At 68.4% G+C, this 25,582-nt stretch carries 24 protein-coding genes; 2 read left to right on the top strand and 22 right to left on the bottom strand.

The features are described from left to right. Positions 1 to 139 precede the first annotated feature (139 nt). The 18 genes from ACPEH1_RS16535 to ACPEH1_RS16450 form a co-directional block, all read right to left on the bottom strand. On the bottom strand, positions 140 to 1,696 hold the full coding sequence (locus ACPEH1_RS16535) for an AAA family ATPase (protein WP_136006436.1): 1,557 nt from the start codon (positions 1,694 to 1,696) through the stop codon (positions 140 to 142). A gap of 4 nt (positions 1,697 to 1,700) precedes the next feature. Continuing rightward, positions 1,701 to 2,249, bottom strand: a complete 549-nt coding sequence (locus ACPEH1_RS16530; RefSeq protein WP_423716076.1) for a hypothetical protein — start codon at positions 2,247 to 2,249, stop codon at positions 1,701 to 1,703. Continuing rightward, positions 2,246 to 2,446: a hypothetical protein gene (locus ACPEH1_RS16525; protein WP_287250583.1), complete on the bottom strand. Its 201-nt coding sequence runs from the start codon at positions 2,444 to 2,446 to the stop codon at positions 2,246 to 2,248. The genes ACPEH1_RS16530 and ACPEH1_RS16525 overlap by 4 nt, the downstream gene beginning before the upstream one ends. Positions 2,447 to 2,454: 8 nt before the next feature. Continuing rightward, complete coding sequence (locus tag ACPEH1_RS16520) at positions 2,455 to 4,170, bottom strand: hypothetical protein (RefSeq protein ID WP_153165118.1); 1,716 nt, start codon at positions 4,168 to 4,170, stop codon at positions 2,455 to 2,457. Then, positions 4,167 to 4,649, bottom strand: coding sequence for a hypothetical protein (locus ACPEH1_RS16515; protein WP_423716075.1), 483 nt, complete (start codon positions 4,647 to 4,649; stop codon positions 4,167 to 4,169). Before ACPEH1_RS16515 ends, ACPEH1_RS16520 begins: the two co-directional genes overlap by 4 nt. Positions 4,650 to 4,748: 99 nt before the next feature. After that, positions 4,749 to 7,922 (bottom strand): efflux RND transporter permease subunit, encoded by a 3,174-nt coding sequence (locus tag ACPEH1_RS16510; RefSeq protein WP_423716074.1) that lies wholly within the window; start codon positions 7,920 to 7,922, stop codon positions 4,749 to 4,751. 38 nt (positions 7,923 to 7,960) lie between these two features. After that, the gene (locus tag ACPEH1_RS16505) at positions 7,961 to 8,929 is read right to left on the bottom strand and encodes an efflux RND transporter periplasmic adaptor subunit (protein WP_017356331.1); all 969 of its coding nucleotides are present in this window, start codon (positions 8,927 to 8,929) and stop codon (positions 7,961 to 7,963) included. Then, positions 8,926 to 10,236, bottom strand: coding sequence for a TolC family protein (locus ACPEH1_RS16500; protein ID WP_423716073.1), 1,311 nt, complete (start codon positions 10,234 to 10,236; stop codon positions 8,926 to 8,928). Before ACPEH1_RS16500 ends, ACPEH1_RS16505 begins: the two co-directional genes overlap by 4 nt. 56 nt (positions 10,237 to 10,292) lie before the next feature. After that, entirely contained in the window at positions 10,293 to 10,658 is a 366-nt protein-coding gene (locus ACPEH1_RS16495; RefSeq protein ID WP_136006449.1) for a DUF2946 family protein, read from the bottom strand. A 100-nt stretch (positions 10,659 to 10,758) separates the two neighbouring features. Beyond that, positions 10,759 to 12,543, bottom strand: a complete 1,785-nt coding sequence (locus tag ACPEH1_RS16490) for a DUF885 domain-containing protein (protein ID WP_153165122.1) — start codon at positions 12,541 to 12,543, stop codon at positions 10,759 to 10,761. A 145-nt stretch (positions 12,544 to 12,688) separates the two neighbouring features. Beyond that, the gene (locus ACPEH1_RS16485) at positions 12,689 to 13,030 is read right to left on the bottom strand and encodes a lipid-A-disaccharide synthase N-terminal domain-containing protein (RefSeq protein WP_017357131.1); all 342 of its coding nucleotides are present in this window, start codon (positions 13,028 to 13,030) and stop codon (positions 12,689 to 12,691) included. After that, a complete protein-coding gene (locus tag ACPEH1_RS16480; protein ID WP_017357132.1) occupies positions 13,030 to 13,752 on the bottom strand; it encodes a glycosyltransferase family 2 protein in 723 nt (240 codons plus the stop codon). The genes ACPEH1_RS16485 and ACPEH1_RS16480 overlap by 1 nt, the downstream gene beginning before the upstream one ends. 87 nt (positions 13,753 to 13,839) lie before the next feature. After that, positions 13,840 to 14,805, bottom strand: coding sequence for an NAD-dependent epimerase/dehydratase family protein (locus ACPEH1_RS16475; protein ID WP_423716072.1), 966 nt, complete (start codon positions 14,803 to 14,805; stop codon positions 13,840 to 13,842). 48 nt (positions 14,806 to 14,853) lie between these two features. Then, a complete protein-coding gene (locus ACPEH1_RS16470) occupies positions 14,854 to 15,162 on the bottom strand; it encodes a helix-hairpin-helix domain-containing protein (RefSeq protein WP_017357134.1) in 309 nt (102 codons plus the stop codon). Between the two features lie 34 nt (positions 15,163 to 15,196). Further along, a complete protein-coding gene (locus tag ACPEH1_RS16465; RefSeq protein WP_017357135.1) occupies positions 15,197 to 16,120 on the bottom strand; it encodes a ParB/RepB/Spo0J family partition protein in 924 nt (307 codons plus the stop codon). Next, entirely contained in the window at positions 16,120 to 16,917 is a 798-nt protein-coding gene (locus ACPEH1_RS16460; protein WP_017357136.1) for a ParA family protein, read from the bottom strand. The genes ACPEH1_RS16465 and ACPEH1_RS16460 overlap by 1 nt, the downstream gene beginning before the upstream one ends. 211 nt (positions 16,918 to 17,128) lie before the next feature. After that, positions 17,129 to 17,767 (bottom strand): 16S rRNA (guanine(527)-N(7))-methyltransferase RsmG, encoded by a 639-nt coding sequence (rsmG, locus tag ACPEH1_RS16455; protein WP_153165125.1) that lies wholly within the window; start codon positions 17,765 to 17,767, stop codon positions 17,129 to 17,131. Between the two features lie 60 nt (positions 17,768 to 17,827). Continuing rightward, positions 17,828 to 18,427 carry a 4'-phosphopantetheinyl transferase family protein gene (locus ACPEH1_RS16450; RefSeq protein ID WP_136006459.1) on the bottom strand — a complete coding sequence of 200 codons (600 nt, stop codon included), beginning with the start codon at positions 18,425 to 18,427 and terminating at the stop codon, positions 17,828 to 17,830. A gap of 90 nt (positions 18,428 to 18,517) precedes the next feature. On the opposite strand from ACPEH1_RS16450, the gene ACPEH1_RS16445 reads away from it, so the two are divergent. Next, positions 18,518 to 18,769: a GlsB/YeaQ/YmgE family stress response membrane protein gene (locus ACPEH1_RS16445; protein WP_136006461.1), complete on the top strand. Its 252-nt coding sequence runs from the start codon at positions 18,518 to 18,520 to the stop codon at positions 18,767 to 18,769. Positions 18,770 to 18,843: 74 nt separating this feature from the next. On the opposite strand, the gene xth is transcribed toward ACPEH1_RS16445, so the two are convergent. The 4 genes from xth to ACPEH1_RS16425 all read right to left on the bottom strand — a co-directional run bounded on the left by xth (position 18,844) and on the right by ACPEH1_RS16425 (position 24,380). Further along, the gene (gene xth / locus ACPEH1_RS16440; protein ID WP_136006462.1) at positions 18,844 to 19,611 is read right to left on the bottom strand and encodes an exodeoxyribonuclease III; all 768 of its coding nucleotides are present in this window, start codon (positions 19,609 to 19,611) and stop codon (positions 18,844 to 18,846) included. A gap of 47 nt (positions 19,612 to 19,658) precedes the next feature. Next, positions 19,659 to 21,074, bottom strand: coding sequence for a coniferyl aldehyde dehydrogenase (locus ACPEH1_RS16435; protein ID WP_423716071.1), 1,416 nt, complete (start codon positions 21,072 to 21,074; stop codon positions 19,659 to 19,661). Between the two features lie 134 nt (positions 21,075 to 21,208). Then, positions 21,209 to 22,864 carry an MFS transporter gene (locus ACPEH1_RS16430; protein WP_017356017.1) on the bottom strand — a complete coding sequence of 552 codons (1,656 nt, stop codon included), beginning with the start codon at positions 22,862 to 22,864 and terminating at the stop codon, positions 21,209 to 21,211. An 88-nt stretch (positions 22,865 to 22,952) separates the two neighbouring features. After that, on the bottom strand, positions 22,953 to 24,380 hold the full coding sequence (locus ACPEH1_RS16425) for a DcaP family trimeric outer membrane transporter (RefSeq protein ID WP_017356018.1): 1,428 nt from the start codon (positions 24,378 to 24,380) through the stop codon (positions 22,953 to 22,955). Positions 24,381 to 24,708: 328 nt separating this feature from the next. On the opposite strand from ACPEH1_RS16425, the gene ACPEH1_RS16420 reads away from it, so the two are divergent. Continuing rightward, on the top strand, positions 24,709 to 25,582 hold an 874-nt coding region (locus ACPEH1_RS16420), incomplete at its 3' end, for an AMP-binding protein (protein ID WP_423716070.1).

Genomic DNA, 25,582 nt, shown 5'->3' with positions numbered 1-25,582 from the left:
ACACGTCATGAGAATCAAAGGGTTACGCTGTCGAGGGCCGGCCGGATGACGTGTTCCCGGCCGCCGATCCAAAGGTTTTTGGACACAGCGAGCCGCGCATTATGCCAGCGCGCGCCCTGTGATGCAAGGCGCCGGCGGCTCAGGTCAGCACGGCGCGGCGCGGGCGGCCGCTGGTCAGCGGGGTGCCGGCGATCGCCTCGCCCGAGGCGGGTACGGCCCGCTCCCGGCCCCAGGCGCGGATGTTCTCGATCTGCTCCGGCGCGGTCCGCGACAGCGGCACCACGTTCTGGAAGCTGCGCCGGAACAGGTCATCGGTGACCACCGCATCGCCCTTCAGGTAGGCCTCCTTGACCACCTCGCGCACGGCCGACTCCAGGTCCGAGCCGGCAAAGCCCTCGGACAGCTCGACCAGCTCGTCGAGCAGCGCCGGGGCCAGCTCGCGCTGTTGGAGGCCGCGCCGGGCATAGATCCCGATGATGTCGCGGCGTTCCGGCGCGGTCGGCAGGTCGACGAAGAACAGTTCGTCGAAGCGGCCACGGCGCAGCAGCTCCGGCGGCAGCTTGGAGACATCGTTGGCGGTGGCCACCACGAACACCCGGGTGCGGGCTTCCTGCAGCCAGTACAGGAACTGGCCGACCAGCCGGGTCGAGGTCCCGCCATCGCCGCCGCCGGTCGCGCCGGCCAGGCCCTTCTCGATCTCGTCGATCCACAGCACGCACGGCGCCACGTGATCGGCGGTGGCCAGGGCTTCCTTCAGCCGGCCCTCGCTCTGCCCGAGGTACTGGCCGTGGATCGTGGACAGGTCCAGCCGGTACAGCGGCAACTGCCAGTCCTGCGCGATGGCCTTGGCCGACAGCGATTTGCCGCAGCCGGGCACGCCCACCAGCAGCACGCCGCGCGGCGGGCGGATGCCGCGTTCGCGCAGGTCGGCGGTCAGCAGCGGGCGCTCGCGGGCCAGCCAGTCCTTGAGCCCGCCCAGGCCGCCCACGCTGAGGTCGCCGCCGCGCACGGGCACCCGCTCGATGCCGGAAATGTCGGCAAAGATGCGGTCCTTGGCATGCATCAGCTCCACCAGATCGTTCTTGTCGATCCGACCGTTCACCAGCAGCGTGGCGATGATGTTTTCCGCTTCCAGGCGCGAGATGCCGGCAAGGATCGCGGCCGCCTGGCGGATGTCGGCATCGTCCCAGGCGATCTGGAACTGGCTGCGATACGGGTCGATCTGCTCATGGATGATCGCCGCCATCTCGTCTTCGGTGGGCGGCGACAGCACCAGCGACATGCCCAGCCGCTGCAGTTGGCCGAAGATCGGCTTGCTGGTCACCACCACCAGCGAACCGCCGTGGTCGGCGGCCAGCATCGCCACGTCGATCAGTTGCCGCGCCGAAGGCGTGTCGTCCTCCAGGTCGGACACTTCGGTGAGCACGAAACTCAGGTTCTGGCGCTGGGCCATCTGCTGGCTGGCGAAGTCGACCGCGCCGACCACCGACCTGTCCTCGTTGACGATGCGGCCGGTGGACAGCTCACGCGTGCCCTGCGACAGGGTGTGCACGTAAAACGGGGCATTCAGCGCGCCGGCAACGTCGCGCAGGATGTCCAGCACCCGGGCCCGCTCGGTGCTGCGGATGGAGATGAAGGGCACGCGCGCCTTCAGGTAGCGGGTCAGCGTGGCGTGGAACTCGCGGGTATCGCTCATGGCGTCAGATCATCAGGGTACGGCGGCGCGCCGGCAGTGCCGGCGGTTCCGCGGAAAGGGCGCCGGGCATCGGGGCAGGCGCCACGGCATCGGTAGCGGCAGGCCGGTAGTGGCACAGGCTGTTGTGGCGCAGCGTGCGCAGCGAACGCTCGCAGCGGGCGCGTTGCGCGCCCTCCTCCAGTCCGCGCTGCATGTCCGCGGCGATGCGTTCCAGCTCGGTGCGCAGGTGCGCACGCAGCGGTTCGGGCAGCGTGGCCAGGGTGGCAAGCTGGTAGAGCACGGCGAAGTGGCGGCGCGCATCGAGCAGCGCGCGCACCAGGGTGACCTCGTCGCTGCGCAGGCCGAGGTCACGGGTCAGGCGTGCGCCGCAGCGCTGCACGCGGCGGTCGAGCAGCGCGCAGACACGCTGGCTGAACAGCGTGGCCACGCCGGGCGTCCAGTCCACCTGGCCGGCCGCCATCGCCGCCAGGGCCTCGGCATCATGCTGGCCATCGTCAAAGGCATCCAGCACCTGGCTCCATTGCGCGTAGGTGCGGGGAACCGGCAGGGTCATCCGGCCGTAGCGCGCTTGCGCCGCACGAAGCCGGTGGCCGGGAGCAGGTCCCAGCCCGGCAGGGCGCCAGCCAGGGCGTCCGGAGCGACGGACACGGCCGGGGACGGTGCGCGCTCGACCGGCAACGGCGGCAGGGGCGGTGCTTCGGCCGGCAACGGCGGCGGCGTGACAGTGGCATCCAGCAGGGATCGGGTCATGGCGGGCCTCAGGCGGTGGCGGCAAGAATGCGGCGGGTGTTGTCGTGGCCGCCCAGGGTGAACTGGTCGGGCGTGATCGATTCCAGCAGCGCGGTCACCGACGCGGACTGCGCATCGCGCGCGGCCAGGTCGCGGCGTACTTCGACCACTTCGGCAACGCAGGCCTTCAACGCCTGCTGGCTCTGCTCGCGCAGCGCGGCGAAATCGGCGCGCACCTTGGTGCGCTGCTTGTCCAGATTGCGGTACGCCATGTACACCCACAGCAGCATCACCGCCGCGATCACCATGCCCACGATGTTGCCCAGGGCCAGCAGCATCAGCAGGATGCCCAGGCCCATCACCAGCCAGTGGTGGATGCCCAGCTTGACCGAGGCCAGTGCCTCGGCCAGACGGCCGTCGATGTGCTGGCCCAACGCGGCTTCCAGGTCGGCCTGGTTGCCGCCGTCGGTGGTGCTGCCTTCCCAGCCATCCAGGTGCAGCTGCACCTGCGTTGGCACCGCCAGGCGGATGCTGGCGGTGAGGTCGTGGTGCGCCTCCAGGATCCAGGCGCGCGACTGCGCGGTGGCAAAGCGTTGGGTGGCGCGCGAGGCGTGCGAGGTTTCCGGATGCATCGCCGCGTTGGTCAGCAGCTGGGTGAAGCTGATGCGGTGCTCCAGCGCGGGATCCTGCAGCTGGAAGCGCGACGTGGCGGCAGCGCGGTCACCGTTCTCTTCGATGATCAGGCGGCACAGCTCCTCATCGCGACGCAGCGGCAGTTCCTCCACATCGAAATGGGAGACCAGCTTGGTCAGCAGTGCATCGACATCGGCGGCCAGGCCGGCAGTCGCGCGGACCTCGCCACTGAACACGGCCTGGAAATGCTGGGCGACCGCGCCGTGCGTGGCGGTGGCATTGAGCGAGGCCTGCAGGGCCGGCCAGGTGGGGCTGTACTGCTGCAGATGCGGGTAGCGGGCGCTGTCGTCGCCGTGCGGCGTCTTCGAGCGCAGCGCGTCGATCCACTGGCTGCGCTGGCTCTCGATGAAGCCGGCGCGCTGGGACAGCTCCTCGATCCAGTCGCTGGTGCGCGCCACGCAGGTCAGCGCGGTTTCCACACCAAACACACCGGCGGCGATCGCATCGATGAGCACCACGGTCTGGCGGTCCAGTTCCACCGGGTTCTGCATGCCCAGGTAGCGGTCCATCCACTGCTGCGATGCGGCCAGGCGACCGGCGCGGCGGCTGACCAGCGCGAACAGCAGGCTGGTCTTCTCATCGTCGCGGCGGATCGCTTCGGCCAGCGCGCGCTCGGCCAGGTCCTTGTGGTCGTTGAGCCAGGCAGCCAGGGCCACCAGCGCCGGCGCAAGCCAGTACCCCGGTGCGGCCAGCATCAGGTTCTCGCTGGCGGCACGGATGGTGTCCTGGCGGACCAGCGAAATGTCGGCGGCCTGCAGGATGCCGGTGGTCTGGCGACGCACCTCGCCGTAGTGGCCGAAGCGGGTTTCCAGTTCCTGGCGGATCTTGACCTGGCGGGTCTCGGCGAGCGACAGCTCCTTGGCCTTGACGTCGGCGGCGACAAAATCCATGAACGCCTTTTCCAGGCGCGCCAGTTCGCTGCGGGTTGCGCCGACGTCGTGCTGGACCGCATCGACCTGCGCGTTCAGCGAGTCCAGATCGCGGCCGAGGGTGCGCAGGCTGCTGTTGATGGCGGACAGGTCCGCCATATGGATGATGCGTTGGGTACTCATGCCGTTCCTTCAATGATCGCGGTCTGCCCGGACTCGCTCACCGCCACCATCCGGGTGGCGTACACCTCGATGAAGGCATACGACGGATGCGTGGCCAGGACGCGGGCCCGTTCGAGCGTTAGCGGCAGCGGGTGACCTTTCTTGAAATGCTCGGTGATGCGCCCGCCGAGGTCCAGGGTGTGCACTTCGTAGGGGTGCCCCAGGTAGCAACGCCCGACAATGCCCAGCAGGCGCTCCTGGATCTCGATCGTGCCCAGTTCCTGATCGATCTGCGCGAGCAGCGCATCCAGTGCCTGGCGATCGTGCACGTGGCCGCCGGCATCGAGTTTGGCCATCGCCTGCAGGTAGGCCGGCGAGCGCTTCTGGCGCAGGCGGGTGTCCAGCGATGCGGAGGCCAGCCCGCTAGCGGCCTGCGACCGCGTCGTGGTCAGGGTCGGGGTGGTGGTGGCGGGGGTGCCCAACAGTAGATTGCGCGCCATGTCGCTGCGTCCTGCATTGCCGCGGCCGCGGCGTAACGACGCAGAAAGGTACCAGAGTCGGGCGTGCTCCGCGCGCCACATGGCGCGCGGAGCACGGGCTCACGCCGACGACGCGTCGCGACGATGCAGCCAGCGGTAAAGCACCGGCAGCACCAGCAGGGTCAGCAGCGTGGACGACACGATGCCGCCGATCACCACCGTCGCCAGCGGGCGCTGCACTTCCGAACCGGCACCGACATTGAAGGCCATCGGCACGAAGCCCAGCGATGCCACCAGCGCGGTCATCAGCACCGGGCGCAGACGGCCCAGTGCGCCGTCGCGCACGGCCTGCGCGAGCGGCAGCCCTCCTTCGCGAAGGCTGCGCACGAAGCTGATCATCACCAGGCCGTTGAGCACCGCCACGCCGGACAGCGCGATGAAGCCGACGCCGGCCGAGATCGACAGCGGAATGCCCCGCGCGGCAAGCGCCAGCACACCGCCGGTCAGCGCCAGCGGTACGCCGCTGAAGACGATGGCCGCGTCCTTGATCGACCCGAAGGCCCAGAACAGCAGCGCGAAGATGATGACCAGCGTGAGCGGCACCACGATCGCCAGGCGCCGGCTGGCCGAGATCAACTGCTCGAAGCTGCCGCCATACTCGATCCAGTACCCGTTGGGCACCTGCACCTCGCGGCCGATGGTCTGCTGCAGCTCGCCGACGAAGCCGCCCAGATCGCGGTCGCGCACATTGGCGGTGATCACGATGCGGCGCTTGCCGTTCTCGCGGTTGATCTGGTTCGGGCCCTCACTGTTGGCCAGCGTGGCCAGTTCACGCAGCGGCACGGTGCGCGCGCCGTTGGTGCCACTGGCGGCGCGGCTGGACTCATCGGCATCACCGCCGGACAGTGCGCTTTCCAGCGATACCGGCAGGTCCGCCAGGGCGGCCGGGTCCTGGCGCAGGGCTTCGGGCAACCGCACCACGATGTCGAAGCGGCGGTCGCCTTCGAACAACTGCCCGGCCACCTGCCCGCCCACCGCCGTGGCGACGGTGGACTGCACCTGGCCCGGGTTGAGCCCGTAGCCGGCCAGCGCGGTGCGGTCGGGGGTCACGGTGAGCAGCGGCAGGCCGCTGGTCTCTTCGACCCGCACATCGGCCGCGCCCGGTACCTTGCCGGCCACCGCCGCGATGCGTCTGCCCACCGCCAGCAGCGTCTCCAGGTCATCGCCGAACAGCATCACCGCCACGTCCGCACGGACGCCGGAGATCAGCTCGTTGGTGCGCATCTGGATGGGCTGGGTGAACTCGTAGTTGTTGCCGGGCAACTGCTCGACCGCGGCCTCCAGCTCGCCCAGCAGCGTCGCGCGCGGCTTGCGCGGGTCCGGCCAGTCCTTGCGCGGTTTCATCATGATGAAAGTATCGGCCACCGACGGCGGCATCGGGTCGGAGGCGACCTCCGGCGTACCGATCTTGGAGAACACCTTGCTTACCTCGGGAAACTGCACCAGCCGGTTTTCGATGTGCTTCTGCATGTCGATGGACTGGGTCAGGCTGGTGCCGGGAATGCGCATGGCATGCATGGCCACATCGCCTTCGTCCAGGTTCGGCACGAACTCGCTGCCCAGCCGGGTGGCGAGCAGCCCGCAACCGACCACCAGCACCAGTGCACCGGCCACCATCCAGCGCCCGCGACGCAGCGAGAACGCCAGCAGCGGCTCGTAACGGCGACGCACCCACGCCATCAGGCGGTTTTCCTTCTCCTGCACGCGCCCGCCCAGGAACAGAGCGATCGCGGCCGGCACGAAGGTCAGTGCCAGCACCATCGCGCCGGTCAGGGCCAGGACCACCGTGATCGCCATCGGGTGGAACATTTTTCCTTCCACGCCGGACAGCGCGAAGATCGGCAGGTACACCGCGGTGATGATGCCCAGTCCGAACAGGCTGGGGCGGATCACCTCGGCCGTCGCGCTGGCGGTTTCCTGGAAACGCTCCTGGCGGGTCATGTCACGACCGAGCGCGTGCTGGCGTTCGCCGAAGCGGCGCAGGCAGTTCTCGATGATGATCACCGCACCGTCGACGATCAGGCCGAAATCCAGCGCGCCCAGGCTCATCAGGTTGGCCGAGATCCCGCCGCGCGCCATCCCGGTGAGGGTGAACAGCATCGCCAACGGAATCACCGCGGCGGTGATCAGCACCGCGCGGAAATTGCCGAGCAGCAGGAACAGCACCACGATCACCAGCAGCGCGCCCTCGACCAGATTCCTGGCCACGGTGGCGATGGTACGGTCCACCAGCGCCGTGCGGTCATAGCTGGCCGTGACAGTGACACCCTCGGGCAGGCTGCGCTGGGCCTGCTGCAGGCGCGCGGCGGCCGCCTGGGCCACGTCGCGGCTGTTGGCGCCAATCAGCATCACCACCGTGCCCATCACCACTTCGTGGCCGTTCTGGGTCGCCGCACCGCTGCGCAGTTCCGGACCGTCCTTGACCTCGGCCACGTCATGCACATGGATCGGCACGCCTTCGCGCCGTGCCAGCACGATGTTGCCGATCTCCTCCAGGTTGGCCACCTGGCCGGGGATGCGCACCAGGAACTGCTGGCCGTTGCGTTCGATGTAGCCGGCGCCGACGTTCTGGTTGTTGGCCTCCACCGCCTCGGCGACGTCTTCCAGGGTGAAGCCCAGCGCACGCAGCCGGGCCGGGTCCGGCGTGATGTGGACCTGGCGCTGGAAGCCCCCGATGGTGTTGACCTCGGTCACGCCCGGCACGTTGCGCAACTGCGGCCGGATCACCCAGTCCTGCAGGGTGCGCAGGTCGGTGGCGGTGTACGGCGTGCCATCGGCCTTGCGCGCCTTGGGATCGGCGTCGATGGTGTACATGAAGATCTCGCCCAGACCGGTGGCGATCGGGCCGAGCTGCGGGTCCAGCCCTGTCGGAATCTGCGATTTGACCTGCTGCAGGCGCTCGGCCACCTGTTGCCGGGCGAAGTAGATGTCGGTGCCGTCCTCGAACACCACGGTCACCTGCGACAGGCCGTAGCGCGACAGCGAGCGGGCCTGCTCCATCCGCGGCAGACCGGCCATCACCGTTTCCACCGGATAGGTGATGCGCTGTTCGGTCTCCAGCGGTGAATACCCCGGTGCGGCGGTGTTGATCTGCACCTGGACATTGGTGATGTCCGGCGTGGCGTCGATCGGCAGCTGGGTGAAACTCCAGATGCCCACTGCGACCAGCACCGTGGTCAGGCTCATCATCAGCCAGCGATGGGCGATGGAGATGCCAATGATGCGCTCAAGCATGACGGCATCCTCCGCGGACGGGCGGCGGCAGAACGGGATCAATGTTCATGCGACGCCCCCGCCTTGCCGATGTCGGCCTTGACCACGTAGCTCTGCTCCACCACGACGTCCTCGCCGGGCGTCAGGCCCGACAGGACTTCGACCTGCGTGGCGTCGCGCGCGCCGAGCGTGACCGGGCGGGCGGTGTAAGTGTCGGCGGTGCGCACGAACACCACGTCCTGGCCGTCCATGCTCTGCAGCGCCGACAGCGGCACTACCTGCGCGGCCGGCGTGGTCGCCACCACGATGCGCGCCTTGACCGCCGCACCAGGCCGCCACAGACCGTCGTCGTTGCGCAGCGTGGCGCGCGCCACGGTACTTTGGCTGGCGGTGGCGGTGCCGGGCAGCACGCGTTCGAGCGTGGTGGCCTGGCTCACGCCATCGGTCATGCGCGACACCGTGACCGGCACGCCGGCGGTGATGTGCTGGGTGTCGTTGCCGAAGATGTGCAGGTCCACCCACAGCGTGGACAGATCGCCGATCTCGAACAGCGGCGTGCCCTCCCCGGCCACGCCGCCGACCTGCGCCTGGCGTGCCAGCACCACACCGGCGATCGGCGCGCTGACGGTGTAGGTGGTCAGGCTGAGGTTGCTTTCAATGCTGGCCAGCACCTGCCCGGCCGCCACGCGGTCGCCGACGTTGGCGCGCAGCGAACGGATCGGGCCGGGGAAACGCGCCGTCACCTGCGCCACGCGCCCATCGACGGGGGTCAGCAGGCCCTGCACATCATGTTCGTCGGCGATGGTGCCGGCGACCACGGGCGCCACACGGATGCCGGCCTGCCCGGCCATCGCCGCCGTGATCGTGGTGCTCTCCGGTGCGTCATGGTCGTCCTCGCCCTCCTCGTGGCCAGGCTCGCCGTGGCCCGGGGCTGCGTCGGCCGGGGTGTCCTTGCCACAGCCGGTCAGGGCCAACAGGGCCAGCAGCAGGCTGGCGGCCAGGGCGGTGCGGGATGCGGAAAGGGTCATGGGCGGTCCTCCGTGGACACCGTGGAATGTGCCGGGGCATCGGCGGTAGCGACCATGCTCTGGCCGGTGAGTCGCTGGATTTCGATCAGCGCGGTCTGTGCGGCGATCGCGGCAGCGAGCTGGCGCTGCCGCGCCTCGATGCGAAGGGCCTGCAGTTGCGCCCACTCCATGTAGCTGATGGCACCGGCACGCCACGCCTTTTCGGCCGCGTTCTCGGCGCGCGTGAGGCGCGGCAGCACGTCGCTGGCCATGCGCGTGACTTCCAGCCGCGCGGTCAGGTAACGGCCGTGCGCCTCGGCCAGGGTGGCGTAGAGCTGGAGTTCGCGCGCCTCGCGCTCGACGCTGCTCAAGGCCAGTTCGGCCTCGGCCGCACGGATGTCCGGTTCGGCGCGGCGCACGCTGCCCAGCGGCAGGCTGACGCCGGCCACCAGCGAGGTATCGCGCGTGTCGCGGCTGTTGCGCATGCCGACCTGCCAGCTCATGTCCGGCCGCGCCTGGGTCCGGGCCAGGGTCAGCTGCGCCTCGCGCAGGCGACGCTCGCCGGCCAGCACGGCCAGTTCGGGGGTGCGCTGCAGTTCCTCGGCCAGTGCGGCGAAGGCCTGCAGGGCTGGCAACCGCATCGGATCGCCGGTGACGACCTCGAAGCCGGGGTCGCGCGCGCGCCACAGCGCGGACAACGCCGCGCGCGCGGACTGGTCCATCTGCCTGGCACGGTCGCGGTCCAGTTCAGCCTGGGCCAGCATCGACTGCGCGGTGAGCAGCACCGATTCCGGCGACGCGCCGGCCTGCAGCCGCAGGCGGGCCGCGGCAACCGCGCGGCGGCGCTGTTCGATGTCGGTGGTGGCGATGGCCAGTTGCTGGCGCGCCTCGGTGACCGCCAGGTAGCGGCGGGCCACCTCGGCCATCAGGTCCAGCCGCGCGGTTTCGCGTTGCGGTGCGAGTGCGTCGATGTTGGCCTGGGCCACCGCACGACGGGCGTCCAGTTTGCCGCCGCGTTCGAGCACACCGGCCAGCGTAACGGTCAGTTCGGCGGCCTGCAGGCCGCTGGCGTCGCCGCTGCCGAACGCGTTCTCCAGATCCACGCCGAGCGTCAGCGGGGGACGCAGTGCCGCCGCGTCACGGCGCGCTTCCCAGAGCGGGCGCTGCGCATCGACCAGGGGCAGATCGGGATGGTAGCGGGCGACGCGGGCGATCGCGTCGTCCAGGGTCAATGCGGTGGGGGGTGACGCTACAGCCGGCGCCGTGCCCTGTGCGGACACGCACGGCACGAACGCAAAGGCAGCCAAGGCTGCCAGACGCATCCACATGGGGATTCTCCAGAAAGCGGTTCAGATGTCGGACGGCGGCACGGAGCCGCGTGGCATCAGGCCGCTATCGGAGGACGCAGCAGGCTCTCGGGCGGCTGGGTACGCAGCTGCGCGGTCAGGCTGGACGGCAGTGCGTGAGGCGGCGCGGACGGCAGCGTCCACGGCAGCGACGCCATCGGCAGCACGCCGCCGTGGCCGTGACAATGGCCACAATGGACCAGGGTGTGCAGCAGATCGCTGCCGTCGTGATCGGGACCTTCGGCGTCGGCATCATCGGCCAGGTGCGCGGCATCGGCATGCAGGCTGATGTGGATGTCGGCCAGCGCCGACGCCGTGGCGCTGCCGAACACGCCCAGTCCCACCGCAACCAGCATCAGCAGGCGCAGCAGCAGGGACGGACGCGGGCGGGCACGGCGGAACATGGCCGCAGGGTAGCGGTCCGCTTGCCCGTTACACAATCGCAGTGCGCTGCGAAGGTTCACGTTGACGGGGCCTGCTGCGTGCCTGCAGGCCCCGTCTGTCTCAGGTCGCGGCCTTGCGCTGGGCGATGTAGGCCTGGATCTGCCGTTCCAGCACCGGCAGCGGCACCGAGCCCTGCTTGAGCACGGCGTCGTGGAAGGACTTCACGTCGAAGCGATCGCCCAGTTCCTGCTCGGCCTGCGCCCGCAGGCGCACGATCGCGATCTCGCCCAGCTTGTAGCTCAGCGCCTGGCCCGGCCAGGAGATGTAGCGATCCACCTCGGTGGTCACCTCGTGCTCGCTCAGCGCGGTGTGGTCGCGCAGGTAGGCGATGGCCTGCTCACGGCTCCAGCCCTTGTGGTGCACGCCGGTGTCGATCACCAGGCGCGCGGCACGCCACATTTCGTAGGTCAGGCGCCCGAAATCCTCGTACGGGGTTTCGTAGATGCCCATCTCCACGCCCAGCTTCTCGCAGTACAGGCCCCAGCCTTCGCCGTAGGCGGAGATGTAGGCCGTGCGGCGGAACTCGGGCTGCTCGCCCTGTTCGGCGGCGAGCGCGCCCTGCAGTGCATGGCCCGGATCGGATTCGTGCAGGGTCAGCGCCGGCAGGTTGTACAACGGGCGCGCCGGCAGGTTGTAGGTGTTGAGCCAGTAGGTGCCCATGCCGCCGCGGCCGGCGGTCCAGAACGGGGCAATGTCCGGCGGCACCGGCACGATGGTGAAGCGCGCGCGCGGCAGGGTCATGTACTTGCCGATCACGCCATCCACGCGCTTGGAGATCCAGGCGGCGCGGTGCAGCAGTTCGTCCGGGGTCTTGGCGTAGAACTGCGGGTCGGTGCGCAGGAAGGTGAGGAACTCGGCGAAGCTGCCCTTGAACTGCACCTGCTGGATGATGCCGTTCATCTCGCTCTGGATGCGTGCCACTTCCTTCAGGCCGATTTCGTGGATCTGCTGCGGGGTGAGGTCCAGCGTGGTGTATTCGTGGATCTGCTGCTTGTAGTAGGCCTTGCCGTCGGGCATGGCTTCGGCGGCCAGGGTGGTGCGCGCCTGCGGCACGTACTCGGTGACGAAGAACGTGCGCAGCTTGGCGAACGCCGGCACCACAGCGCCGCCAATGGCCTGCCGCGCCTGTTCCTGCAGTTGCGCCTGCTCGGCGGCCGGGATGCTGGCCGGCAGCTTCTTGAACGGGGCGTACAGCGGCGACTGGGTGGGGTCCTTCAGCTCGGACACGGTGGCGATGGACACTTCGCGGCCGTCGAGCACCGCACGCGGCACGCTGAAGCCGCGCTTGAGGCCGGCGCGCATGTTGTCGGTCTGCTGGTCGAAGTAGCGCGGCACGTCGTTGAGCCGCGCGATGTAGTTGCGGAAGTCCTGCGCGGTCTTCATTTCGCGGCGCGCCATGAACGACAGGTTGGACCAGAACGAGGAGTCGGCGTTGAACGGCATTTCATAGCCGCGCAGGCGCACGTCGGCCGCCAGGTTGAAGACCTGGTCGCGGTAGATGGCGTAATTGATCTGGTTGTCGGGCGAGAGCGTCGCGGGGTCGATCCGGTCGAGCTGGGCCAGCACCGCGTCCCACACCTTCAGCCGCGCCTGCTGGGCAGCGGCGCCGACGTCGGGCATGCGGGTGGCATTGGCCGGACCGTCACCGTCTTCGCTGGCCTCGCCGCCGCCGTCCTGGCGCCACGTCCATTCCTTTTCGTAGATGGCACGGAACTGCGCATCGGCGGCATGCTCGGTGGCCAGGCTGGCAGGTGCGGCGGCCGGGGCGGCCGGCGGGGCGGCAAAGGCGGCGGCGGCAGGAAGCGCCAGGGCAAGCAGCAGGGCGGTGACGAGCGGCGATTTCACGATCAGCGGTTCCCGATGGACGGCAAACCCCGATCATGGCACTCCCGCAGGGGCCGGTGCATGGATCAAAGGTCCTGCCGCACCGCCGCAGGAACGGGGATCGACCGCGGGTCGCGGCCAACCAACGGCCGGCTCCCCCGTCAGGTCAATGCTGCGCCTTGTCCCGCTTCCAGCCGCGGTGCTGGATGTCCAGCTTGAGGCTGTACAGGGCGGTGAAGGCCGGGAACAGGTTCTGCAGCACGCCAACCGAATCCTGCTTGGCCGAGAACAGGAAATAGCTCAGCGTCATCAGGCTGCCGACCACGCTCATGTACCAGAACAGGCGTGGAATCACCGGCTTGCCCGCACGCCGGGAGGCGATGAACTGCACCAGCCAGCGGCCGCCGAACATCAGCGCGCCCGTATAGCCGATCAGCTTCCAGCCGGTCACGTGCAGGCCGGTCCAGTACAGCCAGGTCAACGGCTGGTCGAGCCCGTGCAGTTCCATCAGCGCTCTTCCACGGCGGTGCGCTTGCTGCGCGTGATCAGCCAGGCCACGCCACGCAGATCGCGGATGCCGACCAAGGCACGGCCCAGGTTGTTGTACTTGGAGACACCGGCGGTGCGGTGGCGATGGTTGACCGGCACGCTGACCGTCTTCCAGCCGGCGCGCTGCATCAGCGCTGGCAGATAGCGGTGCATGTGGTCGAAATACGGCAGGTCCAGGAAGGCCTCACGCTCGAACAGCTTGATGCCACAGCCGGTATCGGGGGTGTTGTCGCGCAGCATGCGCGCACGGATCGCGTTGGCCCACTTGCTGGCCCAGCGCTTGCTGCCGCTGTCCTGGCGGTTGACCCGCCAGCCGGCGAACAGCTTCACCTGCGGCGCGGCCGTGTCACGGGCGGCCAGCAGCCCGGGGATGTCGGCCGGGTCGTTCTGGCCGTCGCCGTCCAGCGTGGCGATCCACGGCGCACGGGCGTGCTTGACGCCGGTGCGGACCGCCGTGCTCTGGCCGCTCTGGCTGACGTGGTGCAGTACCCGCAGTTCCGGGTTGTCGGCCTTCAGGCCCTGCAGCACCGCCAGGGTGTCGTCGCGGGAGTGATCGTCGACGTAGACGATCTCGAAGTCGATCCGGCCGCGCAGCGCGGCGGTGATCTCGTCGATCAGGGGGGTGACGTTGTCGCGTTCATTGAAGACCGGGACGACGACCGACAGCTGGGGTTGGCTCATGGTCGGGCTCTGCGAAGGGCCAGGATCGAAAAAGAGCGCGCATTGTCCGCACGCAAGGTTATCTGAAGATGAATTGGGGCGCGTGTGTCAGGCGTGATCGCCGAAATAGTCGCGGCACCAGGCCACCACCGGCGGCAGGCCGCGCTCGATGGGCGTGGCCGGTTCATAGCCGAAGGCGTCATGTGCGCGCGTGGTATCGGCCATCGTGCGCACCATATCGCCAGGCTGCAGGGGCTTGTAGACCTTGTGCGCCGGACGCCCGGCCGCCGCCTCGATGACACTGATGAAGTGCTCCAGCTCGACCGGTGTGTGATTGCCCAGGTTGAAGACACGGTGCGGAACCTCCTCCCCGGACGGATGCGCCAGCGCGCCGAGGATACCGGCCACGATGTCGGAGACATGTGTGAAGTCGCGCTGCATTTTTCCGTCGTTGAACACGTCGATCGGGCGGCCCGCCAGCACCGCGCGCGAGAACAGCAGCGGCGCCATGTCCGGGCGGCCCCACGGGCCGTACACGGTGAAGAAGCGCAGACCGGTGGCACGCAGACCGTACAGATGGGCGTAAGTGTGTGCCATCAGCTCATTGGCCGCCTTGGTGGCGGCATACAGCGAACGCGGCTGGTCGATGCGCTGGTCCTCGGAGAACGGCGGCGTTGCCGAATCGCCGTACACCGAGCTGCTGGAGGCATACACCAGGTGCGCCACGCCGCGGTGGCGGCACAGTTCGAGCATGTTGACGAAGCCGACCAGGTTGCTGTCAACGTAGGCGTGCGGATTCTCCAGCGAATAGCGCACCCCCGCCTGGGCGGCGAGGTGGATCACCCGGGTCGGCTTCACCTCGTCGAACAGCGCGGCCAGGCCGTCGCGGTCCGTGAGGTCCAGGACGCGGATATCCGCATCCGGGCACAGTGCGGCCACGCGATCGCGCTTGATCTGCGGGTCGTAGTAGTCGTTGTAGTTGTCCAGGCCGACCACCGCGTGGCCCGCATCGAGCAGGGCACGGACGGTGTTGGCGCCGATGAAGCCGGCAGCGCCGGTGACAAGAAGGGTCATGGAGAGGCGTCCCGGAAAGTTCACTGCGCCTATTGTGCTACGCCGCGCTCATCGCAGGGTCAACGGCGCTTCCTTTGCCAGCGTGGCCTTGCGTTCCTTGCTGAAGTCCCACCAGGGTCGCGGTGCCTCGCCCTGCATGAAGCGCACGATGGACAGAAAGACATCGATCACGCAGGGGTCGTGCACGACCCCGGTGCGCAGGCACAACTGCGCGTACATGTCATAGGCGTCGCGGCCGCGGACATGCGCGGGCACGCGGATGCCGATCAGACGCAGATCCTTCTCGCAGGCCGGCCCGACGTTCGGCAGGTCGGTCAGACGCAACAGATGATTGCGGTCGACCTTGGTGGGATTCATTGCAGGGGGGACATCCTCTGGCGCAGGTCGGGACTCAGCCCTTCTGTGCGCGGAGTCGTTCGAGCACGCCATCCAGCGTGTCCAGGTCGGTGTAATGGATGATCAGCTTGCCCTTGCCGCCACGGCCGTGGTTGATCGCCACGCGGGCGCCCAGCGATTCGGACAGTTCGGTTTCCAGCGATGCGATGTCGGCCTGCGGCGCACTGGCGGCCGGCTTCCTGCGCAGCGCACCGGGCACCTTGCCCGCCGCGAACTGCTGCGCGCGGTGTTCCACTTCGCGCACCGACCAGCCTTCATCGGCGGCTTCCTGGGCCAGCTTGCTGGCCAGTTCCGGCGCCAGCGTCAGCAGCGCGCGGGCGTGGCCCATTTCCAGCCGGCGGGTTTCCAGCAGCAGGCGGATGGCGATCGGCAGTTCAAGCAGGCGCAGCAGGTTGGACACCGCCGCCCGCGACCGGCCCACCGCCTGCGCGGCCTCGGCGTGGGTCAGGGCGAACTCGGTGATCAGCCGCTGCAGTGCTTCGGCTTCTTCGAGCGGATTGAGGTCTTCGCGCTGGATGTTCTCGATCAGCGCCATCGCGATGACGGTGCGGTCTTCCAGCTCACGCACCACCACGGGCACTTCGTCCAGGCCGGCCAACTGCGAGGCGCGCCAGCGACGTTCGCCGGCCACGATCTCGAAGCTGTCCGCACCGAGCTGGCGCACCAGGATCGGCTGGATCACGCCCTGCGAGCGGATCGAGTCGGCCAGTTCGCCCAGCTTGGTCTCGTCCATGTCGCGGCGCGGCTGGTACTTGCCGGGCTGCAGCTGCCCCACCGGCAGCTTGCGCAGGATCTCACCGGGCTGCGGCTCGATCACTGCGGCCGCCTGCACCTGCGTCACCGCCCCCTTCGGGCCCAGCAGGGCGTCGAGGCCACGGCCGAGGCCGCGTTTCTTGCCGAGGGCGGGCTTGGTGCTCATCAGGCGGTCTCCAGGGCCTTGTCGGCCTTATTGCGTTGTTGGTGGCGGCGGATGATCTCGCCGGCCAGGCCGAGGTAGGCGACGCCACCGCGCGAGGCACGGTCGTACCCGACGATGCTCTGGCCGTGGCTGGGCGCTTCGGCCAGGCGTACGTTGCGCGGCACGATGGTGCGGAACACACGATCACCGAAATGCTCGGTCAACTCGGCCGACACCGCATTGGCCAGGTTGTTGCGCACGTCGAACATGGTGCGCAGCACGCCCTCGATCTCCAGTGCCGGGTTGAGGTTGGCACGCAGCGCTTCAATGGTTTCCACCAGCGCGCTCAGGCCTTCCAGCGCGTAATACTCGCACTGCATCGGCACGATCACCGAATCGGCGGCAGCCAACGCGTTCAGGGTCAGCAGCGACAGCGCCGGCGGGCAGTCGATCAGGATGTAGTCGTATTCGTCCCGGACCGGGGCCAGCGCGCGCTTGAGGCGCTGCTCGCGCTCGCCCTGGTCCATCAGCTGGATCTCGGCGGCGGTCAGGTCGATGTTGCCCGGCAGCAGATCGAAGCCTTCCGGCGTGGTGACCCGGACGTCGGCAGCGGTGGCTTCGCCGAGCAGCAGATCGCAGGTGGACGCGGCGACTTCACGCTTGTCCACGCCGCTGCCCATGGTCGCATTGCCCTGGGAATCGAGGTCGACCAGGAGCACGCGCTTGGGTGCAGCAGCCAGGGAGGCGGCCAGATTGACGGCGGTCGTGGTCTTGCCGACGCCACCTTTCTGGTTGGCGATGGCGATGATGCGGGCCATGCGGGTGAGCCTCATCGGCAGGGAGTGGGACTGGTCATTATGCGTATATGGGGCGTGTCATGCACTGTGAGATGCGCCGCGCCGGGCGCCCGAACGTCCCGGTGCGCGTGTTCGACGCACCCCGGGAAGGGCGGAGCGGCAACGGGGGCGGGCGCTGGCGCCGATGGAGCGGCGGGCGGCAGGCCACCCGGCCACGGTCACGCGTGCGGGCTCAGGGGCCGGCCACGACCACCAGATGCCGCTCGCCGGTCAGGCCCGGCACGTGCAGCGGCAGCACCTGTTCGACCGTCCAGCCGGCCGGCAGCTGGGCGATCTCGTCATGCGGGTACACGCCCTTCATGGCCAGCAGCCGGCCGCCGGGGCGCAGCAGATGGCCGCCGACATCGATGATGCCGGCCAGAGTGTCCATCGCGCGGGCGGTCAGCGCGTCATAGGCACCGGGTTCGGCCAGGGCTTCGGCGCGCGACTCGGCGACGCGGGCATTGCCCAGGCCAAGCTGGCGCACCGCTTCGCGCATGAAGCGGGCTTTCTTGCCGTTGCTTTCGACCAGGGTCACCTGCAGCTGCGGGCGCGCGATGGCCAGCGGGATGCCGGGCAGCCCGGGTCCGGTGCCCAGGTCGGCCAGGGTGCCGCGCTCCAGGTGTGGCTGCATCGCCAGCGAGTCGAGCAGGTGGCGGGTGACCATCTCCAGCGGGTCGCGGATGGCGGTCAGGTTGTAGGTGCGGTTCCAGCGGTCGAGCAGGGCCAGGTAGGTCAGCAGGGGCGGCGCCAGGGCGGCATCCAGCTCCATTGCGGCCAGGCCGCGCGCGAGCGCATCGGCCACGCCGGCCGGAAGGGTATGTTCGGTCATGGAGGGATTATCGCAGGTCGGCGGCATGGGCGACCGCGTCAACCAGCGTCCCCGCGGGCCTCACAGCGCGTGAAACGCCAGCGCCGCGCGGAAATCGGCGGCGGCCTGCCATTCGTGAAGGTGCCAGCGCGCGGGGTCACCGAGCTCGGGATCGCACCAGGCCAGATGCAGGGCGCCGTTGGCGTCCGGGGCCAGCTGCAGGCGGTGCAGGCCAAATGAGATGCCCTGCCCCTGCGCCTTGAGGATGGCTTCCTTGACGCACCACACGCGGAAGAACCACGGCGCGCGGGCGTCTTCCTCCAGGCCCAGCAGCCACGCCACCTCGGCCGGATGGAAGAAGCGCTCGATGATCTCGCGCATGCGCGGGCGCGGGCGCAGGGGCTCCAGGTCCACGCCCAGGCGCACCCCTTCGCCCAGCGCGACCAGCAGCAGGCCGTGGCTGTGGCTCCAGCCGGTGCCCAGGTGGGCCAGCGGCCCATGCAGTTCCGGGCGGCCGCGCGAGTCGCGGTGCAGCGGCAGGCGGTCCGGGTCGCCGCCCAGCTGCTGGGCCAGCAGCACCCGCGCCTGCGGCTCGCCACGGGTGCCGGGCACGTGCGGCAGCCGCCACACAGTGACCGGACCGAACCGCCACGGACCGTCCAGTGTGACCGGCAGGCTCATGGCTGTGCCAGGTGAGCAGGGCTGCACGACAACTTCACGGGCGTTGCCGTCAACTGGGCCGGTCGCACACGCAAACCGGGAGTCAACGCTATGGGCATCATCATCTGGCTGATCGTCGGCGGCATCGTGGGGTGGCTGGCCAGCATCATCATGAAGCGGGACGCGCAGCAGGGCATCATCCTCAACATCGTGGTTGGCATCGTCGGTGCACTGCTGGCCGGTTGGTTGTTCGGCGGTGGCATCAACGAAGCCATCACCCTCCGTACGTTCCTGTTCTCGCTGATCGGTGCGGTGATCCTGCTTGCGATCGTCAATCTGTTTACCCGAAAAAGCGTCCGTTAGCAGGTACCCACGTCGGGTGGGTATGCACGTCCCAACAAGGCCCGGCACCGCCGGGCCTTGTTGCATGGCCGGGATCAGCCCAGCTGCACCCAGGCCGGCGCATGGTCGCTGGGGCGGTCCCAGGTCCGCGGTTCGCGATCGATGCCCGACGCCAGCGCGCGCGCCTTGAGCGCGTCGGTGACCAGGGTCAGGTCGATACGCAGGCCCAGGTTGCGGCGGAAGCCGGCGGCGCGGTAATCCCACCAGCTGAACACGCCTTCCTCTTCGTTGTGCAGGCGGAAGGCGTCATGCAGGCCAAGCTGCAGCAGCTTGTTCAGCGCGCCACGCTCGGCGGTGGAGGTGAGAATGTGGTTCTCGTTCCACACCAGCGGATCGTGCACGTCGCGGGCGTCCGGGGCGATGTTGAAGTCGCCCATCACCACCAGCTCGGGGTAGCGCTGCAGTTCGTCGGCCACCCAGGCGTGTACCGCCTCGAGCCAGCGCAGCTTGTAGGCGTACTTGTCGGTGCCCACGTCCTGGCCGTTGACCACGTACAGGTTGATGATGCGCACGCCGTTGACGGTGCCGGCGATCGCGCGCTTCTGCTCGTCCTCGAAGCCGGGAATGCCGATCTGCACGTCCTGCGCCGGCTCGCGCGAGAGCAGCGCGACACCGTTGTAGGTCTTCTGCCCGGCAAACACGCTGCGGTAGCCCAGCCCGGCCAGCACCGCGTCGGGGAACTTGTGGTCCTCCATCTTGGTTTCCTGGATGCCGACCACGTCCGGTGAGAACGTGGTGAGCCATTGTTCCAGGTGCGGCAGGCGCACATTGAGTGAGTTGACGTTCCAGGAGGCGATTTTCATGGCGCCATTCTACCCGGGTACTGCCGGCTGCCGGCCGCCGGCCGGCATCAGCGCACCAGCGCCCTGAGCATGCCGGCGATCTTCGCGTACGGCGGCTTGAGCAGATCGCTGGCCGCCCAGCGCGACTGCCACAGGACCGGCAGCTGCTTGCTCATCGCATCGAAACCGGCGCGGGCGTGGTACGCCCCCATGCCGCTGGGCCCGACACCGCCAAACGGCAGGCCGTTGATGGCGAAGTGCAGGAGCGTGTCGTTGACGGTGACGCCGCCGGCCACGATCTGGTCGAGCACCCGCTCGACCGTGTCGCGCTGCTGGCTGAAGACGTACAGCGCCAGCGGCCGGTCGCGCGCCTGCACCCCGGCCAGCGCCGCGTCCAGATCCGGATAGGCGCACACCGGCAGGATCGGGCCGAAGATCTCCTCCTGCATCAGGTCCAGGTCGGCCGGCGGATCGAGCACGATGGTCGGCACGATCAGGCGCTCGCGCTCGGCCCGTGCCGGATCGACACTGGCCAGTTCGATCACCGGCACGCCGCGGGCGCGGGCCTGTTCCAGATACCCACGCAGGCGCTGGTACTGGCCGGCATGGATGATCCGGGTGTAATCGGAGGGATCGCTGAAATCGCCGTAACGCGCGCGCACCTGGGTCTGCAGCTGCTGCACCAGCTCACGCTGGCGGCGACCGTCGATGAGGATGTAATCCGGCGCTATGCAGGTCTGGCCGGCATTGAACCACTTGCCGGTGGCCAGCCGCGCGGCGGCCTTGTCCAGCGGGTAATCGCTGCACACGATCGCCGGCGACTTGCCCCCCAGTTCCAGGGTCAGCGGGGTCAGATGCTGCGCGGCGGCAGCCATGACCTTGCGACCGACGGCGGTGGAACCGGTGAAGACCAGATGGTCCAGCGGCGAGCCAGCCAGCGCAGACGCCAGTTCCGCGTCGCCCTGTACCACCGCCACACGGTGGGCCGGAAACACCTGGGCCAGCAGGTCCTGCAGGAACGCGCTGGTGCGCGGCGTGTGCTCGGAGGGTTTGAGGATGACGTGGTTACCCGCCGCGATGGCGGTGGCCAATGGAATCAGCGCCAGGTTCACCGGGTAGTTCCACGGCGAGATCACCCCGACCACGCCCAGCGGCACCGGACGGGTCTGCGCGCGCGCCGGCCAGAAGCGCCAGCCCACGCCGACCCGGCGCGGGCGCATCCAGCCGCGCAGGTGCCGCAGCAGGTGGTCGATCTCGTTGAGCACGGTCATGCCATCGGCGATCAGCGACTCATGGGTGGAGCGGTGGCCGAAGTCGGCCGAGATCGCCTCGGCCATCTGCGGCAGCCGGACCTTCAGGGCTGCACGCAGGCGCTGCAGGTCGTCCCGGCGCTGGTCCAGCGACGGACGATTGGCCTGCCAGGCGCTGCGCAGGACGTTCAGGAGCGCCGGAAGCGCGGCGGGATCGGTATGGGTATCGCTCATGCCGCGACTATAGCGGCAGCCTGCGTGACGGCGGAGCGCTGTGCGCGGTTGCCGGCCAGCGGCCGGTCCTGCCGGGAAACGGACAGGGCCGCGATTCGCATCGCGGCCCTGTCCTCACGCCGTGGGGCTCACCGTTACTTGGTGATGTCCACGCCGCGGGTTTCCTTCAGGAACAACCCGCCCACCACGACCGTCATCAGCGCGATGATGATCGGATACCACAGGCCGTAGTACAGGTTGCCGGTACCGGCCACCAGCGCGAACGAAATTGCCGGCAGGAAACCACCGAACCAGCCGTTGCCGATGTGATACGGCAGCGACATCGAGGTGTAGCGGATGCGGGTCGGGAACAGCTCGACCAGGTAGGCGGCGATCGGGCCGTACACCATCGTCACGTACAGCACCAGAATCCACAGCATCAGGATGGTGCCGGGGATGTTGATGCGGGCGTTGTCGGCCTTGGCCGGGTAACCGGCCGAAGTCAGCGCGGTCTTCAGTTCCGCACCGAACGCATCGGCCTTGGCCTTGCCGTCTTCCTTGGTCAGGCCGGCGGCCTCGTAGGAGGCGACGCTGGCGCTGCCGACGTTGATCACGGCCAGCGAACCGGCTGCGGCAGGTTGCACTTCATACGGCACGCCGGCCTTGGTCAGTGCGGCCGTGGCGATGTCGCAGGAGCTGGTGAACTTGCGCACCGCCACCGGATCGAACTGGAACGAGCAGGTGTTCGGATCGGCCACGACCAGGGCCGGCGAGGTTGCACGGGCCTCTTCCACGGCCGGGTTGGCGAAGTGGGTCAGGCCCTTGAACACCGGGATGTAGGTGACAGCCGCCAGCAGGCAGCCGGCCAGGATGATCTTCTTGCGGCCGATGCGATCGGACAGCCAGCCGAAGAAGATGAAGAACGGCGTGCCCAGTGCCAGCGCCGCGGCGATCAGCAGGTAGGAGGTGGTGGCTTCAACCTTGAGCATGCTGCTCAGGAAGAACAGCGCATAGAACTGGCCGCCGTACCAGACCACGGCCTGGCCGGCCGCGGCGCCGAGCAGCACCAGCAGCATCAGCTTCAGGTTGCCGCCCTTGAGGCTGTCGCGGAACGGGGTCTTGGAGCCCTTGCCTTCGGCCTTCATCTGCTGGAACAGCGGCGATTCGCTGAGCTGCAGGCGGATCCACACCGAGATGCCCAGCAGCACGATCGACACCAGGAACGGAATGCGCCAGCCCCAGGCTTCGAACGCCTCGTTGCCCAGGAAGTAGCGGCAGGCCAGGATGATCAGCAGCGACATGAACAGGCCCAGCGTCGCGGTGCACTGGATGAAGCTGGTGTACAGGCCGCGCTTGTCCACCGGTGCGTGCTCGGCCACATAGGTTGCCGCACCGCCGTACTCACCGCCCATCGCCAGGCCCTGGGCCAGGCGCAGGACGATCAGGATCACCGGAGCGGCAAAGCCGATCGAGGCGTAGTTGGGCAGCACGCCGACCAGGAAGGTCGAGATGCCCATGATCAGGATCGTGACCAGGAAGGTGTACTTGCGGCCGATGCGGTCGCCGAGGCTGCCGAAAAACGCCGCGCCGAACGGACGCACGAAGAAGCCGGCCGCGAAGGCCAGCAGCGCGAAGATCATGCCGGTGGTTTCGTTGACGCCGCTGAAGAACTGCTTGGCGATGATCGCCGCCAGCGAGCCGTACAGGAAGAAGTCATACCACTCGAAAACGGTGCCAAGGCTGGACGCGAAGATGACCTTCTTGTGGCCTTGGGTAAGTTCAGCTTTTGCAGGTACAGGTGTAGTGGACATTGGACGATTCCCCTCGGTAGTGCCGACTGTTCGTCGGCAATCGTTCTAGTTCTTCCGGCAGGTGCCGACCATCGGTCGGCACGCTCATTCAGAAGCTGTACTTCGTGGTGAACTGCAGGCGGTTGATGTCGCCCTTGCGGCCATCCTCGATCTCGCGGACGCCGTACATGTACTCGGCGCCGATATCGACCTTCGGCATCGGCGTGTAGAACACGTTGCCGCGGATGCTCTGCACGCTCTTGGTCACCAGGGGACCGAGCGAGCCGCTGTTGTCGTAGTCGCTGCGCGCATAGATCAGGTTGGTACGCAGCTTGGGGCTGAAGGCGTGGCGCCAGCCGACGTAGCCGGCCAGCACGCCGGTCGGGTCGAGCTCGTCACGGGCGATGTCGTAGGCGGTATCGGCCGTCACGCCCAGACCCACGTAGCGGGCGATGCCTTCGCCGCCACTGAGCTGGTAATGCAGGGTGTCGCTGTCGCCCATCACCCACTTGCCGCCCAAGGTCAGGCCGCCTCCGATCTTGTCGGCGTCGGCACGGGTGGCCTGGTTGTCGACCTTGAGCTGACGCACGATGCCGCCCACGCCAAAGGTGCCCCAGTCGCCTTTCCAGCCGTAGCGCAGGGTCAGGTCCGGCAGCGCGCCGCGGTCGGCGTTGCTGGCCGCGTTGGTCCACGCACCGGTGACCGGGTTGCGGGTACCGGTCAGCACGGTGGTTTCAGGGTTTTCCAGCGCGACGCTGAAGCCGCCACGGGTGTAGCGGATCTGTGCCTGGCGCACGAACAGCACACCATCGGTCGGGCCGACGAAGTCGACGGCTTCCGGCAGCGAGGCGGCGTCCATGAAGTTGGACCAGGTCTGGCCGGCCATCCAGTTGTTCCAGTACATGTACGCGTGACGCAGGGTCACACCGTAGGTATTGGTCGCGGTCTGGTTGCCCAGCGAGTTGCCGAAGAAGTCCATCTCGAAGAACGCACCGGACTTGTTGCCCTTGTCCGACACGTTGTCGATGCCCAGGTTGAAACGCGAGAACTTGGCGTGGGCGTTGAAGTCCACGTCGGACCGCTGGCCGCTGCCGCCGGCACCGGCCACCGGGGTCTGGCCCGGCAGATACAGCGCGCGGCCCGTGGCATCGTCGGCGAGCTGGCCGTCGCCGGTCTGGGTGGCCAGGAAATCGGCCTTGATGAAGCCGCCGATCTTGACGGTGGTGCCCGGCGCGGCGCCCGGGGTGATGGTGGTGACCTGGATCGGCTGCTTGCCTGCCGGCACGGTGGCCGTGGCCGGCTGCTGGGCCTGAAGGGTGCGGACCGCAGTGACATCGGTCTGCGCCTGGCTGATCTGGGTCTGCTGCTGCTGCGAGGTGGACAGCAGCAGCTGCACCTGGCGTTCGAGCTCGGCAACGCGGGCTTCCAGCTGCTTCTCTTTGGCGGTTTCGGCAAACGCCATGCCAGGCGCCACCAATGCGACCAGCAGGCAGGTCGCCAACGGCGTGCGCATGGTCTTCAACATACGGGTACTCATGTTGCCCTCTCTCCCGGGTGGCAAAGTGATCGCCGCGTGTGGGGTCACGGTCGAGCCGAGCGTGCGTCAGCCTGACGCACCCCGGTATTAGCCATTGGTAGTAGCCGCGACGTCGGCGCGGGCACCTGGAGGCCGCAGGAGGGCAGCAAGGTGCCGCAGGCAACCGGGTGGGTACCGGCTGTCTGTCGGTACGCCGACCGCCGCTGGTACGACCAAGGTCTAACCGTCCCGATAACGCGAAGGCGGATGGATGCGGCAAACTGAGGGGGATGAATCGCGGGTTATGCTGCGATCGCACAACCCAAGTCCTAGTGCAAGTGAGGGTGTCATGGCCGATATTTACCCCGTCAAGGCGGAGTTCGCCGCCAAGGCGCGCATTGACAAGAACACCTACCAGCAGCTCTACCGCGCGTCGGTGGAGAATCCCGACGCGTTCTGGGGCAAGGCCGCAGAACGCCTGGACTGGTATACCAAGCCGTCGACGATCCGGAACGTGAGCTATCAGCTCGACGATTTCCGCATCAAGTGGTTCGAGGACGGCGAACTCAACGCCAGCGTCAACTGCCTGGACCGGCAACTGGCCACGCGCGGCGACAAGGTCGCGCTGCTTTTCGAGCCGGACAGCCCCGATGCGCCCGCCCAGGGCGTGACCTACCGCGAGCTGTACGAGCGCACCTGCCGCCTCGGCAATGCCCTGCGCAACCTGGGCGTCAGGAAGGGCGACCGGGTCACCATCTACCTGCCGATGATCGTCGATGCCGCCGTGGCCATGCTGGCCTGCGCACGCATCGGCGCGATCCACTCGGTGGTGTTCGGTGGCTTTGCACCCAACTCGATCGCCGACCGCGTGATCGACTGCGGCAGCAAGCTGATCATCACCGCCGATGAAGGCCTGCGCGGTGGCAGGAAGATTCCGCTGAAGGCCAACGTCGACGCCGCCTTGAAGCTGCCCGGCACCACCACCGTGGAAACGGTGCTGGTGGTCCGCCACACCGGCGGCGCGGTGGACATGCAGGCGCCGCGCGACCGCTGGTTCCACGATGTGGTGGACCCGCAGCCGGCCACCTGCGAACCGGAGCGGATGAACGCCGAAGACCCGCTGTTCATCCTCTACACCTCCGGTTCCACCGGCAAGCCGAAGGGCGTGCTGCACACCTCCTGCGGTTACCTGCTGTACGCGGCCTACACCCACGAAGCGGTGT

This window comes from Stenotrophomonas sp. NPDC077421 (assembly GCF_049545505.1).
GTDB classification, from domain to species: Bacteria; Pseudomonadota; Gammaproteobacteria; order Xanthomonadales; family Xanthomonadaceae; genus Stenotrophomonas; species Stenotrophomonas nematodicola.
Note: the sequence above shows the minus strand (reverse complement) of the source record. Positions and strands in the feature narration are given on the sequence as shown.